This window comes from Pseudoalteromonas sp. CNAT2-18.1 (assembly GCF_022347865.1).
Classification (GTDB): Bacteria; Pseudomonadota; Gammaproteobacteria; order Enterobacterales; family Alteromonadaceae; genus Pseudoalteromonas; species Pseudoalteromonas ruthenica.
Genome location: NZ_JAKRFR010000004.1, coordinates 80,844 through 95,581, shown reverse-complemented (window position 1 = coordinate 95,581; position 14,738 = coordinate 80,844). Strand labels below are relative to the sequence as shown.

The window sequence follows — 14,738 nt, the reverse complement described above, 5'->3', positions numbered from 1 at the left end:
GTCTAAGGCCGGGCTTGTTTGTGTGCTTCACACATTAGTGCGCGTGAGCGGTGCCTGATCCTTTCGGGTTACGGATCCCCTCGACCATCTCACGAATCTCTTCTGGTGTCTCAGCAGTCATACGCTGAACCACAACGGCGACCACAAAGTTCACCACCATACCGAGCAAACCAATGCCCTCAGGGGAGATACCGAACAACCAGTGCTCGGCGCTATTTAGGTCGGGGCTGATAAACTTGAAGTAGATGATGTACGCAGCGGTAAAGCCGATACCCGTTACCATACCGGCAATCGCCCCTTCTTTATTCATGCGCTTAGAGAAAATGCCCATGATAATCGCAGGGAAGAAGCTGGCCGCTGCCAAGCCGAAGGCGAAGGCCACCACCGATGCCACGAACCCGGGCGGGTTAATGCCAAAGTAGGCGGAGATGCCAATGGCCACCATTGCCGCTAATCGCGCTGCCAGTAGCTCTTGCTTGTCGCTGATATTTGGCTTCAAGGTACGCTTCAACAAGTCATGGGACACCGAGGTTGAAATGACCAATAATAAACCCGCAGTGGTCGACAATGCCGCAGCAATACCACCGGCTGCAACCAAGGCGATAACCCAAGCCGGTAAATCAGCGATCTCTGGGTTAGCAAGCACCATAATGTCGCGATCGACACTCACCTCGTTGGCACTGCTTGGGTCGTTAACATCCCCTGCTGAGTAGTACATGCGGCCGTCATCATTTTTGTCATTGAACGTGATTAAGCCGGTTTTTTCCCAGTTTTTAATCCACGTAGGGGCTTCGCTGTATAGCGTTCCGCTGCCATCTTTGCCATTGATAGTGTCAATCATATTAACACGCGCGAAAGACGCAACTGCCGGTGCCGTGGTATACACGATGGCAATGAACACTAAAGTCCAAGCCGCAGAGATACGGGTGTCACGCACTCGAGGTACAGTGAAGAAGCGAACAATTACATGAGGCAAGCCCGCAGTACCAACCATTAAGGCGCCGGTAATAGCGAACACATCAATCATGCTCTTGGAGCCTTCGGTGTATTGCGCAAACCCGAGCTCGGTACTGAGGCCATCGAGTTTATCGAGCATATAAGCTCCCGAGCCATCACTCAGTGTCGCCCCAAAGCCAGTTTGTGGCAGCAAGTGACCAGTCATCATCAACGAGATAAAGATTGCCGGAACCAAATAAGCAAAAACAAGTACACAGTACTGCGCTACTTGGGTGTAAGTGATGCCTTTCATACCGCCTAATACGGCATAGAAGAACACAATCACCATACCAATGTAGACGCCAGTTTCAATGTCTACTTCAAGGAAGCGTGAGAACACTACGCCCACACCACGCATTTGCCCTGCGATATAAGTAAAGCAGATGAAGATAGCGCAGAAGATGGCCACCATACGCGCCGCTTGTGAGTAATAGCGATCGCCAATAAAGTCCGGCACGGTAAACTTACCGAACTTACGAAGATAAGGCGCAAGGCACAGCGCAAGTAACACATAACCGCCGGTCCAGCCCATTAGATACACACCGCCATCATAACCGGCGAAAGAAATAATCCCCGCCATAGAGATAAACGACGCAGCACTCATCCAATCTGCAGCGGTTGCCATTCCGTTTGCCAAAGGTGGTACGCCGCCCCCAGCTACATAGAAGTCGTTGGTTGAGCCCGCTCGAGCCCAAATAGCAATACCGATGTACATGGCAAAGCTAAGGCCAACAATTAAAAAAGTTAACGTTTGAACATCCATCACTGCGCTCCTTATTCGTCTACGCCGTATTTTTTATCTAACGCATTCATTTTGTGTGCGTAGACAAAAATAAGAACCACAAAGGTATAAATGGCGCCCTGTTGCGAGAACCAAAAACCCAGTTTAAACCCGAAGAAACGCACCTCATTGAGTACGTCGACTAGCAAAATGCCACAGCCAAATGAAACCACGAACCACACCACTAGCAATTTAAACACTAGACTGAGGTTTTCGTTCCAATAGGCTTTAGCGTGATCTGCATCTTTAAAAGCCATTTTCGTATCCCCTTCACGTCACACTAAAAGTATGACTGGTTGTTATCATCACTTTTGAATCTAGCAACGCCAGCGCCAGAGGAAATTCAGACCTTAGTCGTAACAAAAACTTAACGTCAATAACATCGAGAACACGATTTAAAATAAAGTTATAATTTTCATGAGTTTAGAGTTTAATATAGATAAACTCAGGACGTTTTTCGAAGGTGAACAAGGGCTTAATACATTAGTCTAATAACCTTAAGTCGCATGCGCTGAGCACTTAAAAATCACTGCTAAATAGGCTGTGGGTTTGCTATGGTATTTGCTACTAATAACAATAACGCTGCGGCTTATGACCCTCGCTCTTATCTTCGTATCCTTGGTGTACATCTCTTTGCTGTTTTGGCTGGCAAATTGGGGCGACAAAACTACGCCTTGGGCCAAATACATTAGTCACCACCCCTTTGTGTACGCACTGTCTTTGGGGATTTATTGCACCTCGTGGACTTATTATGGCTCAGTGGGCACAGCGGCAAGCAGCGGTTGGAGCTATCTGCCTATTTTGCTGGGCCCGGCATTGTTGTTTATCTTCTGTCAGGGCTTTTTACGCAAACTGGTATTGGTCAGTAAAAAACAAAATATCACCACCATTGCCGATTTTATCTCTGCGCGCTATGGCAAACGCCAACTGAGCGCTATCTTAGTCACGTTTATCGCGCTGATGGCCACCATTCCTTACATTGCGTTGCAACTCAAAGCACTTTCCAGCAGCTTTTTGTTACTCCCCGGCGGGGCTCAGGTATCCGGCACTATATTGGCGCTTAGTGGTGCGCTAATCATGGCCGTTTTTGCCATTTTCTTTGGTACCCGCAAGGTCGATGTCACCGAATACCGCTCGGGACTGATGCTCGCGGTGGCGTTTGAATCCTTGATAAAGTTGCTGGCACTCATTTTCGTCGCAGGCCTTGCGGTGTACACCCTTTATTCGTTGCCCGGTTCTGTCTCCCTTGACGCAATCTGGCAGCATTGGCAAAGCTCCGATATGCTCAGCTTTGGCTTTATCGGTCAAACCTTGATGGCCGCCGCTGCAATCATTTGCTTGCCACGTCAGTTCCACGTCACCGTGGTTGATAATCAGGATATCCGTCATTTAAAGACCGCACGCTGGGCTTTTCCTCTATACCTTTTGCTTATTGGCGCTATGATCCTACCCATCGCCAGCGCCGCCATCATGCCGCAAATCGGCCACGGGCACAGTGCTGATAGCTTTGTTCTCGCCTTTCCGTTAAGTACTGGACACTGGTTACTCACTACCTTCGTGTTTATCGGTGGACTATCGGCCGCGACCGCAATGATTGTAGTGGCGACACTGACCCTAAGCACCATGGTGTCTAACGATGTGGTGCTGCCACTGATACTCAAGCGTAAGTTTCGCCGCAACCAGATTAACCGCAGTTATCGTGCCCGCATCTTGTTAGTCAGGCGCTTTACTATTGCCGCCATCCTGCTGCTTTCCTACCTGTACCAACAAGTATTTGGTCACGGCGAAACATTAGCGTCTATGGGGTTGGTTGCTTTTTCGTTGGTAACTCAGTTGCTTCCGGCTATTGTTGGCGGCTTATACTGGCGCCGAGGCCATGCATATGGCGTGTATGCCGGGCTGACTGCCGGGGTGATCTGCTGGATGCTGTTTTTAATGCTGCCCATTATGAACACTCCCACAGTGTTAGATAGCACCGCGCAGCAAGAATTGATTACTCAAGGAACGTTGATAGCGCTATTCGCTAACATCTGTTGTTATATCAGCTTCTCTCTTGGAGCTCAGGAGCGATTGATAGACCGTATTCAGGCCGCCGCTTTTGTGAACCCCAAAGAGCAGCTTAACTTCGCCAAACGACTAAACAAACACGTTAATGCCACGATTTATGACTTTAAGGTGCTGCTGCAAACCTTTTTAGGCGCCCAGCGCAGTAGCCAAGTATTAAGCCACTACCAAGCCAACGACGAGCTCAATGACAATAATGCCCAGCCCTCTAATGAATTTATTGCTTATTGTGAGCGCGCTCTTACCGGGGTACTGGGGGCATCATCGGCGCAAGCATTGATACAAACGGTGGCCAGTGGTAAGCAATTAGCCTTTGAGGAGGTGGTCAACTTCTTTGATGAAACCACCCAGGCGTTGCGGTTTAACCAAAACTTACTCTTTACCTCTTTAGAGAACCTCAGTCATGGCATCTCAGTGGTCGATAAAGACTTAAATTTAGTCGCGTGGAACAAGCGTTATGCCGAAATGTTTAACTATCCCGAAGGTTTCTTACAACAGGGCCAACCGATTGAAGAAGTGATTCGCTACAATGCGCAACGTGGTGAGTGCGGCCCGGGGGAAATTGAGCATCATGTGGAAAAGCGCGTCCGCCACCTGCGTAATGGCAGCTCACATCACTTCATTCGCCATCGGCGTAGCGGTCAGGTGTATGAAATGATAGGAAACCCACTGCCAGACGGTGGTTTTGTGACCAGCTTTTCAGATATTACCGCACACATGGCAACACAAAACGCACTGGAAGAAGTGAACATGGACTTGGAGAATCGCATTGAAGCGCGCACGCAAGAGATCCGCGCAATCAACCAAGATCTGAAAACACAAATGGCCAGCAGGGAGCAAACCGAGCAAGCCCTAAAAGCGGCCAAACAAGAAGCTGAGCGCGCCAATGACAGTAAAACCCGCTTTCTCGCTCTAGCCAGCCATGACATTTTGCAGCCGCTGAATGCGGCGCGCCTCTACCTTGCGGCAATTGATGAACAAACATTAACCCCGCATAACGCCAGCAGCTTAGATAAACTCGGCGATAGCCTCGATAGCACCGTACATTTGATGTCAGCCCTGCTCGATATTGCCAAACTCGACCAGGGCGCGATGACTCCCAGTCCGAAGCATTTTCATATCGACGATATATTAGCGCCGCTGGTCAATGAATACGCCATTTTATGCGCCGATAAGGGCCTCGAAATTACCTTGCGCTCGCGCAATGATGTGGTTCATAGCGACATCACTTATTTACGCCGAATTCTACAAAACCTACTTTCTAATGCCGTTAAATATACCGAGCGCGGCAAGGTGCTTATTGCTTGTCGTCGCCGTAAACACCATTTAAGTATTGAGGTATGGGATACCGGACTGGGCATTGGCGAGCGTGAACAACAAAAGATATTCGACGACTTTTATCGCGTTGAATCTGGCGATAATAAAGGCGTTGGCCTCGGTCTCGGCGTTGTCAAGCGCATGGTAGAGCTGCTCTCACACCGGCTGACAATGCGCTCCACCTTAGGCCAAGGGAGCTGCTTTAAGGTAGAAGTTCCTTATGGCAACGCACAGCGTATCAGCAGCCCTACAGAGCAACACACCGGTGCCCGCGCACAAGCTCATTATGATGTACTGGTCGTTGATGACGAAGCTGAAAACATCACCGCCATGACCCACTTACTAAATAAGTGGGGTGCCAACAGCCAAGGTTGCTCCAGTGGCGAGCAAGCACTCGAATGGGTGCAAAACGGGGGGGCTATCGATGTGATTCTAATGGACTATCAACTTGGTCATGATGAAGACGGCTTAAGTCTTATCGAAAAAATACGCGCCCTGCGTGGCCCCATACCGGCTATTTTAATTACCGCAGTACGCGATGACGAAGTAAAACAAAAAGCGAAAGAAGCGGGTGTTCACTATCTTTCTAAGCCAGTAAAACCCGCAAAGTTAAAGGCACTGTTAAATCATTCTCTTTAGGGCATAATGCCTAATGTGTTCACACATTAGGAATGAGGAATGAAAAAAGTACTATTGGCGCAATGCCCCGACGAAGAGGGGTTAATCGCGAAAATTACCGGGCTGTGTTTTGAGCATAACCTGAATATTACCCGCAACAACGAATTTGTTGATAAGCAGCATGGGCGTTTCTTTATGCGCACTGAGCTGGACGGAAACTTTGATAATCTTGATTTACTAGCCGAATTGCAGGCATCACTACCCAGTGGTTCTGCGCTTTCCCTGCATGGCGGTGAAGCAACCAAGGTGGTGCTACTGGCCACCAAAGAGGCACACTGCCTTGGTGGAGTGTTGCTTAAGTGCTTCGAGCAGGCATTAAATATTGAAGTGCAGGCAGTGATTGCCAACTACCCCGACCTCGCGCCTTTAGCTGCTGGGTTCAATGTGCCTTTTCACTGTATTAGCCATGAGGGCCTAAGCCGTGACGAGCATGATGCTTTAGTTGGCGATAAAATCGCCGAGTATGCGCCGGATATGATTGGCCTTGCCAAATACATGCGTATTCTCAGCCCCGAATTTGTCGCCCGTTTTAGTGGCCGAATAATCAATATTCACCACTCTTTCTTGCCTGCTTTCATTGGCGCTAAGCCATACCACCAAGCGTTTGAGCGTGGCGTTAAAATCATTGGCGCCACAGCCCACTTTGTTACTGATGAACTTGATGAAGGCCCCATTATTATGCAACAGGTCACTCCGGTGACTCACGCTGACAGCGCCTTGAGTATGGCTAAAAAAGGCCGCGACGTAGAGAAACAGGTATTTTGTAAGGCACTTGAGCTTGCAGCCGAGCACAAGCTCTTCATAAATGGTAACCGAACGGTGGTATTTGACTAAGCTTTACTGGTTATCGGCGCTCAGCGCTTGCAGTGCCGATAATGCCTGCCCGGCCTTGTTGCTGGGAACAAACACGTGATCATGATAAAACGCAGCGATAATGTTGGCACTGATATCCGCCGCAGCTAAGGTGTCCGCAACGGCAGCACTGAGGCCCACTGCGTCTAAAGCAGAATGAACATTTAGGGTGATTTGCCGGTAGGTGGTGGCACTATCAAAACCGGCTTGTTGCGCCGCATTGGCCTCAAGTACCAGTGTCATACCCTCTTTTTCACTAAACGCAGCAAGGGGATTAAGCTGAGTATAATCAGATAACAACCCCGGTACACAGCAAAAAACATACTCTTGGGGCTGTAATTGTGGCTCAAGATTAGCTAACAACGTGTGCAGATCCGTAATTGCGCTCATAGTTCCTCCAGTGGCGATTATTCGCTTTGATTTTCAAGAGGCTCCAACTGTAGCTTTGAGGCAATTAACACCGCTTGGGTACGATTATAGACACCGAGCTTGCGGAAAATCGCCGTAATGTGCGCTTTCACTGTCGCCTCAGAAATATTCAACTCATAAGCAATTTGTTTATTCAATAAACCTTCGTGCAAATAGCTTAACACTCTATACTGTTGCGGTGTCAATGAAGCGACCTGAGCCGCCAGCTCTTTATCCTCACCGCTGATCGCCTCAACCTTGTCTTTGATCTCCTCAGGCAGCCAGGTATCGCCCTCCAACATGTGCGATATAGCATCAGCAATTTGCTGTGCCGAAGATGATTTGGGAATAAAGCCCATGGCACCGTAGCCCATCACTTTTGATACTATGTGTAAATCTTCACTGCCAGAAACCACAGCGATAGGAAGGTCAGGATAATCTTCACGGATGCGAATTAAGCCATACAAATCGCCATTACCGGGCATATGCAAATCCAGCAATAAAATGTCTAGCTCTGGCTGCTCATCGAGTACCGCCAAGGTACTGTCGAAGGTATCAGATTCAAATACTTCTAGGGGGGTAAACTGCTTTGTCAGTGCCCCTTTTAATGCTTCACGAAATAATGGGTGATCGTCCGCGATTAAAAACTGACTCATGCTGTGCTCCTAAAAAAATCGGCCGTCATCGCTTGATGACAGCCGATAGTCTACGTTTAGAATCGTTCGTTAATCAAGTTCTTAACGCCTAATTAACGATTTAGACGGTTTTCAATGAGATCGTCCACCACGCCAGGATCCGCCAGCGTCGAGGTATCGCCTAATTGCTGGTGCTCATTGGCAGCAATTTTACGCAAAATACGACGCATAATTTTACCTGAGCGGGTTTTAGGTAGTCCCGGCGACCATTGAATCATATCCGGAGAGGCAATGGGGCTAAGCTCTTTACGCACCCAGTTCCGCACTTCCTTAGTCAATTCATCGCTAACCTGCACGCCATCATTTGGGGTAATGTAAACGTAAATCCCCTGCCCTTTAATGTCATGTGGATAACCAACCACGGCAGCCTCGGCGACAGCCTCGTGCGCCACCAAGGCACTTTCAATTTCTGCGGTACCTAAGCGGTGACCTGACACATTAAGTACATCATCTACGCGGCCGGTGATCCAATAATAGCCATCTTCATCACGACGACAACCATCACCGGTGAAGTACACCCCAGGATAGGCTGAGAAGTAGGTTTGCTCAAAACGCTCATGATCGCCGTACACCGTGCGTGCTTGCGACGGCCAGCTATCGAGAATAACAAGGTTACCGTCAACCGCACCCTCAAGGTTATTTCCCTCGGCATCGTAAAGTGCTGGGGCAATACCAAAGAAAGGTCGTGTCGCTGAGCCAGGCTTCATATCGGTTGCACCCGGCAGCGGCGTGATCATGATGCCGCCAGTTTCGGTTTGCCACCAAGTATCCACAATAGGACATTGGCTATTACCAATATTTTCGTAATACCATGCCCAGGCCTCTGGGTTAATGGGCTCGCCCACCGAACCCAATACCCGCAATGATGAGCGTGTTGAACTGGCGGTGGGTTCATCGCCTTTTGCCATCAGCGCGCGAATGGCTGTAGGCGCAGTGTACAGAATCGTCACTTGATGCTTATCGACTACTTCCCCCATGCGCCCTGCACTTGGGTAGGTCGGCACACCTTCAAAGATCACTTGTGTACAGCCATTAACCAAAGGCCCATAAGCGATATAGCTGTGACCAGTAATCCAGCCGACATCAGCACTACACCAGTAGACATCGTCATCATGCACATCGAATACATATTCATGGGTCATGGAGGTATACACCAAATAACCGCCAGTAGAGTGCACGACCCCTTTAGGCTGACCCGTGGAGCCCGAGGTATAAAGAATAAATAAAGGATCTTCAGCGTCCATCACCTCTGGCTCGCAGTGGCTAGGCTGATCGGCGACTAAATCGTGCCACCACAGGTCGTGACTGTGCCACTGCACGTCACCACCGGTAAGTTGATGCACAATAACATGCTCGACCGTAGTCACTGACTCTTGGCTCACAGCCTCATCGACACTGGCTTTCAATGGCACGGTGCCACCGCCACGGCGACCTTCATCTGAGGTGATCACCACTTTAGCGCCGCTGTCGTTGATACGATCGGCGATTGCAGAAGGCGAAAAACCACCGAACACCACCGAGTGCACGGCACCAATACGCGCGCATGCTTGCATCGCGTAGACAGCCTGCGGCGTCATCGGCATATAAATAGCCACACGATCGCCCTTACTAACGCCTAGTTTGCGCAGGCCATTAGCCAGTTTACACACCTCATCATGCAATTGCTGGTAGCTAATATGCTCGCTTTGGCTCGGGTCATCTCCTTCCCAAATCAATGCGGTCTTATTGGCTTTATGTTCTAAATGACGATCAATACAATTATATGATGCATTGAGTTGCCCGTCTTCGAACCACTTAATGCTGATATGGCCTTTATCAAAAGAGGTATTTTTTACCTTTGTATAGGGGGTATACCAGTGCAAACGCTTACCATGTTCGGCCCAGAAGCCCTCGGGGTCATCTATGGACTGCTGATATAGTGCTTTGTATTTTTCGTTATCGACTAGTGCGTTGTTTTTGATGTTATCAAAAACCGGATAAATGCTCTGTGACATAACCGTCTCCATATCTTTTGTTGCCTGTAGGCTTGCCCACAGCATTACTCAGGGCTGAATGTTTCAGTATTAGACCTTAGTATGAAATCCCACAAATTGGCCACAAACCTGCCTACACTCAGCAAGTTAACTAACCACATACTCAGAGTTCGGCTATACCTTAGTCGTAAGACCAATAGGTAATTGCTCAAAATCATGGCAACGACCATGTTTTCATAGCTAGCTTGCAACAGGACAACTTCATTATGACAACACAAAAACGACTAACAACAACCTTTATGGCGGTGTGCGCTGCGCTTGGCTCGGTAGTGGGTAGTGCTCACGCGGCCACGATTGGCGACACCGATATTAGCTATGGCGGCTACGTCAAAGTTGATGCCATGTGGAGTGATTACTCCGCTGGCACCATTTCTGGCGACAGTATTGGCCGTGACTTTTATGTTCCCAGTACCACCCCCGTCGGGCCAGACGCAGATACCGATGCAGTATTTGATATGCATGCCCGACAATCTCGTTTTAATTTTGGTACCAGTACCAAAGTGAGTAACGGTAAAACAGTAAAAACTAAAATCGAGCTAGATTTTATCGGCTCTGTTGGAGGCAACGAACGTGTCACCAACTCCTACTCACCGCGTCTACGCCAAGCCTTTATTACCTACGATGGCTGGTTATTTGGTCAAGCATGGTCTAATTTCCAAAACGTCAGCGCGTTGCCAGAAACACTTGATTTCGTTGGCCCAGCGGAGGGCACGGTGTTCGCTCGTCAGGCACAAGTCCGTTATAGCGTTGGTAATTGGGCATTTTCGGCCGAAAACCCAGAAAGTTCTATCACCGTCAATGGTGCTCGAGTAGAAACCGACGATGCCAGCATGCCTGATTTCACTGCCCGCTATAATCACAAAGCGGACTGGGGCCATATTGCTGTTACTGCGTTGGCGCGTCAGCTAACATACAAGCAAAACGGCTTTGATGAAGACGAAACCTCATTTGGGGTAAGTGTTGCAGGGCGCGTGAATCTCGGCTCTGACAACCTTAAGTTTATGCTGACTCAAGGCAAAGGATTGGGTCGTTATGTCGGCCTTAACGTCGCCCATGGTGCGGTATTCGATGGTGATGAACTTGATGCGATTGACTCAACCTCAGGGTTTATTGGCTATCAACACCATTGGAATAATCACTTCAGATCGACTTTCCTTTATTCGTTCTTCAGCGCTGATAACAATACCGATTTACTCGCCTTCAGTGGCGACCCTACCGAAAGCAGCGTCAGTTACAGTGCCAACTTACTGTACTCGCCGGTTAAGAAACTCACCTTCGGAGTTGAGTTTAAACATGCAGAGCGAGAAACCGAAAGCGGCGCCGATGGTGATTTAGACCGCTTACAGTTTTCTGCAAAATATGCGTTTTAGTAGGGCTTAAACTTTAAACGAGAGCCTTGCTCTGCAGACATTGGATGACTTTTGGCCGCTTATTGAGAGCGGCTTTTTATTTTTCGCAACAAAAGTGTGTTTGCAAATCATTCTCACTTAGATTAGTCTATGCACGATTTTTAACTCTCTGTGCTAAAAGATTATGTCTAAGAAAAGCTTTACTTTAAGTAAAATAGCAACGCTTTGCGCCGTTGCCCTGAGTACTTCAGCTTTTGCTGAGCAAGCAAAAGACAAAGATATTGAACGTGTTTCCGTGTATGGTCAGCACCATAAAAACTACATCACCGAACAAGCGGACTCGGCTTCTAAACTCGGCATCACCATTAAAGAAACGCCTCAGTCTATCTCTGTGGTGTCTCGTGCATTAATGGATGACTTTTCACTGGACGATATTAACGCTGTATTAGAGTCAACGCCGGGTGTCACTGTTGAGCAAATCGAAACAGACCGTACTTACTTTAAAGCCCGTGGTTTTGATATCACCAACTTCCAAGTTGATGGTTTAGGTATCCCTCAAGATGGTGGTGATGTGCATGGTACCCTTGATACCTCTATTTACGATCGCATTGAGATTGTCCGTGGTGCCAACGGTATTATGACTGGCGCGGGGACTCCTGCAGCGACCGTTAACATGGTCCTGAAAAAGCCTACCTATACGACTCAAGCCAGCGCCTCTGCATCTGTTGGCTCGTGGAATAAAAACCGTTTAGAGGTGGATGTTTCTGGCGCCTTAACTGATAACCACGCAATGCGCGCAGTGGTCACTAAGCAGCGTTCAGACTCCTACTTGGACCGCTACGCCACAGATTTAACCTTGGGTTATATCGCCTATGAAGGCCAGCTCACTGACAGCACTAAGGTATCAGTGAATTATATTCGTCAGTCAAAAGATGCCGATAGCCCTCTTTGGGGTGCCTTGCCACTGTTTTATGATGATGGCACGGCGACTGACTTCGACGTATCCACAAGCACGGCCGCTGATTGGTCTTATTGGAATAACGATAACGAACATATTTTTGTTGAGCTTGAGCAAAGTTTGGGAACCTCTTGGTTTATACGCGCTCGCTACGCGCACATGACCAATGAGCAAGACTCCGAGTTATTTTATGTCTACGGCACCCCAAATGCTGAAACCGGGCTGGGATTAACCGGCTACGCCAGTGAATACGACTATAAAGATCAGCAAAACCTTTATGATCTATACGCCACAGGTGATTTCTCACTGTTTGGACAAACTCATAACTTAGTGTTTGGTGTCAGTAGCGCCGATATGAACTACCAAGATAGTTCACTTTACGACTACACCACAGGCAATGGCTTCCCGGCGATGCCACCACTGGAGGACTTTGAAGGTAACGCACCTATTCCAACACTCGAGGATGCTTACAACGGCTCTAAAGTCGAGGCTGACCAAAAATCTGCTTACGCGTCGGCACGCTTCAAAATCACTGAGCCTTTAGCCATTCTTGCTGGCGGTCGTTATACCGAGTGGGATTCTGAGGGCCTATCTTACGGTAATTCCAAAGTGAACAGCTCAGAAGAGTTTATTCCTTATATTGGTGCTGTCTACGACTTTGCAGAGAATTACACCGTGTATGCCAGCTACACTGAAACCTTTGCGCCACAATCAGAGCAAGATCAAACCGGCATGGCTTTAGACCCAATCACCGGTGAGAGTAAAGAGCTGGGGATTAAAGCACAGTTGCTAGATGGTCAGTTGTTTGCCACTTTTGCTATTTTCGATGCTTTGCAAGATGGTATTGCCTTGCCTGACACCGCTCTTTCAACTCCTGACAACACGGTTTACTACGCTGCTGAAGGGATCAATAGCGATGGCTACGAGCTTGAACTCAGTGGTCGTCTCACTGATGACTTAAGTGCTAGCTTCAGCTACAGCCATGTAGATATTGAAGCCGGTGATGACGTCAATGAAGGTAAGCTAGTTCGTGATTACACCCCAGAAGACCAAGTTAAAGTGGCGCTGAATTATCAGGTCCCTGTAATTGAGGGTTTAAGCTTTGGTGCCAATTATCGCTGGCAAGCCAAAACGTCACGAGTGCAAAGCAATGGCACTATTCCTACAGTGACGACACAAGGTGCGTATGGCCTACTTGATTTAGTGGCCACTTACCAAGTGACTGAGCGCATCAGTGCAACCTTTAATATTAACAACGTGACCGATGAAAAGTACCTGCACAGCCTTTACTGGGCCCAGGGCTATTACGGTGCACCGCGTCACTATGCCTTCTCTATTAACTGGCAGCTTTAATTCCCTGTCTTAGTTAAACAGTAGAACGCCAAACTCTGTGTTTGGCGTTTTTTTATGCCTGGTTATTAGTCTTAAAGTCTGGCTAAAAATTATGGCAGGTGTGCTAGCGATGAAACTCCAGCCATAAAAAAACCAGCCCTTAGGCTGGTTTCGCTTACTCTTATTCAGTGCTTTGCTGTCTTACTCGCTCTGCGCTTCAGCAGCTAGCAGGTTGGTTTCACCGTCTTCAGGTTTAATGGTTGCTTTAAGCAGCAACATTTCCCGTAGCTTACCTTCAATCTCATTGGCAATCTCAACATTCTCTTTTAAGAACTTAATAGAGTTAGATTTACCTTGGCCGACTTTAGAGCCGTTGTAGCTATACCAAGCACCAGACTTTTCAATGAGCTTGTGCTTCACACCTAAATCAATCAGCTCACCCTCTTTGGAGATACCTTCACCATACATGATGATAAACTCGGCTTGCTTAAATGGCGGCGCCACTTTGTTTTTCACTACTTTGACGCGGGTCTCGTTGCCGATCACTTCATCACCGTCTTTCACTGAACCAATACGGCGAATGTCTAAACGTACAGACGAGTAGAACTTCAGGGCATTACCACCGGTGGTGGTTTCAGGGTTACCAAACATCACACCAATCTTCATACGGATTTGGTTGATAAACACACATAAGGTGTTTGAGCGTTTGATATTTGCCGTTAACTTACGCAGCGCCTGTGACATTAAACGTGCTTGCAAGCCAACGTGGCTGTCACCCATTTCGCCTTCAATTTCAGCTTTTGGTGTCAGTGCAGCTACCGAGTCAACAATGACCACATCAACGGCGCCTGAGCGTACTAGCATGTCACAAATTTCCAACGCTTGCTCACCAGTATCCGGCTGCGAAACCAGTAGCTCTTCAACATTAACACCCAGCTTTTCGGCGTAGACAGGGTCTAGGGCATGCTCGGCATCGACGAAAGCACAGGTTTTACCATCGCGCTGAGCTTGAGCAATGACTTGTAATGTAAGGGTTGTTTTACCTGACGATTCTGGGCCATAAATTTCAACAACACGCCCGGTCGGCAAACCACCTATACCTAGAGCGATATCGATTCCCAGTGAGCCGGTAGAAATGGCTTCAATATCCAAAGCCTGGCTATCACCGAGCTTCATAATTGAGCCTTTACCGAATTGACGCTCAATTTGCGAAACCGCTGCACTTAAGGCTTTTGATTTGTTATCGTTCATGCTGTTCTCCAAAATCGTTCTGTG

Annotated in this window: 10 protein-coding genes; 4 read left to right on the top strand and 6 right to left on the bottom strand. The window is 48.2% G+C overall.

The features are described from left to right. Nucleotides 1-34 precede the first annotated feature (34 nt). Together MHM94_RS09690 and MHM94_RS09685 are read right to left on the bottom strand one after the other, a co-directional pair. Nucleotides 35-1,759, bottom strand: coding sequence for a sodium:solute symporter family protein (locus MHM94_RS09690; protein WP_022946944.1), 1,725 nt, complete (start codon nt 1,757-1,759; stop codon nt 35-37). An 11-nt stretch (nt 1,760-1,770) separates the two neighbouring features. After that, nucleotides 1,771-2,034 (bottom strand): DUF4212 domain-containing protein, encoded by a 264-nt coding sequence (locus tag MHM94_RS09685; RefSeq protein ID WP_022946945.1) that lies wholly within the window; start codon nt 2,032-2,034, stop codon nt 1,771-1,773. A 334-nt stretch (nt 2,035-2,368) separates the two neighbouring features. Between MHM94_RS09685 and MHM94_RS09680 the strand changes: the two genes are divergently transcribed. Both MHM94_RS09680 and purU read left to right on the top strand, forming a co-directional pair. Next, entirely contained in the window at nt 2,369-5,797 is a 3,429-nt protein-coding gene (locus tag MHM94_RS09680; RefSeq protein ID WP_022946946.1) for a PAS domain-containing hybrid sensor histidine kinase/response regulator, read from the top strand. A gap of 39 nt (nt 5,798-5,836) precedes the next feature. Continuing rightward, nucleotides 5,837-6,670: a formyltetrahydrofolate deformylase gene (gene purU / locus MHM94_RS09675; protein ID WP_235419837.1), complete on the top strand. Its 834-nt coding sequence runs from the start codon at nt 5,837-5,839 to the stop codon at nt 6,668-6,670. A 3-nt stretch (nt 6,671-6,673) separates the two neighbouring features. On the opposite strand, the gene MHM94_RS09670 is transcribed toward purU, so the two are convergent. From MHM94_RS09670 to acs, 3 genes are all read right to left on the bottom strand, one after another. Then, nucleotides 6,674-7,078 carry an ACT domain-containing protein gene (locus MHM94_RS09670; RefSeq protein WP_235419836.1) on the bottom strand — a complete coding sequence of 135 codons (405 nt, stop codon included), beginning with the start codon at nt 7,076-7,078 and terminating at the stop codon, nt 6,674-6,676. A 17-nt stretch (nt 7,079-7,095) separates the two neighbouring features. Then, complete coding sequence (locus tag MHM94_RS09665) at nt 7,096-7,752, bottom strand: response regulator transcription factor (RefSeq protein ID WP_151172338.1); 657 nt, start codon at nt 7,750-7,752, stop codon at nt 7,096-7,098. Between the two features lie 92 nt (nt 7,753-7,844). Further along, complete coding sequence (gene acs / locus MHM94_RS09660) at nt 7,845-9,785, bottom strand: acetate--CoA ligase (RefSeq protein WP_235419835.1); 1,941 nt, start codon at nt 9,783-9,785, stop codon at nt 7,845-7,847. A gap of 278 nt (nt 9,786-10,063) precedes the next feature. On the opposite strand from acs, the gene MHM94_RS09655 reads away from it, so the two are divergent. Beyond that, complete coding sequence (locus MHM94_RS09655) at nt 10,064-11,194, top strand: DcaP family trimeric outer membrane transporter (RefSeq protein ID WP_235419958.1); 1,131 nt, start codon at nt 10,064-10,066, stop codon at nt 11,192-11,194. A 163-nt stretch (nt 11,195-11,357) separates the two neighbouring features. Continuing rightward, complete coding sequence (locus tag MHM94_RS09650; protein ID WP_152441116.1) at nt 11,358-13,484, top strand: TonB-dependent siderophore receptor; 2,127 nt, start codon at nt 11,358-11,360, stop codon at nt 13,482-13,484. Nucleotides 13,485-13,664: 180 nt separating this feature from the next. Here the strand turns inward: MHM94_RS09650 and recA are convergent, their stop codons facing one another. Continuing rightward, nucleotides 13,665-14,714, bottom strand: coding sequence for a recombinase RecA (gene recA / locus MHM94_RS09645; RefSeq protein ID WP_152441117.1), 1,050 nt, complete (start codon nt 14,712-14,714; stop codon nt 13,665-13,667). Between the last annotated feature and the right edge of the window lie 24 nt (nt 14,715-14,738).

Bases quoted from the DNA above. Each gene is read 5' to 3' on its own strand.
- MHM94_RS09690 (WP_022946944.1), bottom strand. From the start codon at position 1,759: ATGGATGTTCAAACGTTAACTTTTTTAATTGTTGGCCTTAGCTTTGCC.
- MHM94_RS09685 (WP_022946945.1), bottom strand. From the start codon at position 2,034: ATGGCTTTTAAAGATGCAGATCACGCTAAAGCCTATTGGAACGAAAAC.
- MHM94_RS09680 (WP_022946946.1), top strand. From the start codon at position 2,369: ATGACCCTCGCTCTTATCTTCGTATCCTTGGTGTACATCTCTTTGCTG.
- purU (WP_235419837.1), top strand. From the start codon at position 5,837: ATGAAAAAAGTACTATTGGCGCAATGCCCCGACGAAGAGGGGTTAATC.
- MHM94_RS09670 (WP_235419836.1), bottom strand. From the start codon at position 7,078: ATGAGCGCAATTACGGATCTGCACACGTTGTTAGCTAATCTTGAGCCA.
- MHM94_RS09665 (WP_151172338.1), bottom strand. From the start codon at position 7,752: ATGAGTCAGTTTTTAATCGCGGACGATCACCCATTATTTCGTGAAGCA.
- acs (WP_235419835.1), bottom strand. From the start codon at position 9,785: ATGTCACAGAGCATTTATCCGGTTTTTGATAACATCAAAAACAACGCA.
- MHM94_RS09655 (WP_235419958.1), top strand. From the start codon at position 10,064: ATGGCGGTGTGCGCTGCGCTTGGCTCGGTAGTGGGTAGTGCTCACGCG.
- MHM94_RS09650 (WP_152441116.1), top strand. From the start codon at position 11,358: ATGTCTAAGAAAAGCTTTACTTTAAGTAAAATAGCAACGCTTTGCGCC.
- recA (WP_152441117.1), bottom strand. From the start codon at position 14,714: ATGAACGATAACAAATCAAAAGCCTTAAGTGCAGCGGTTTCGCAAATT.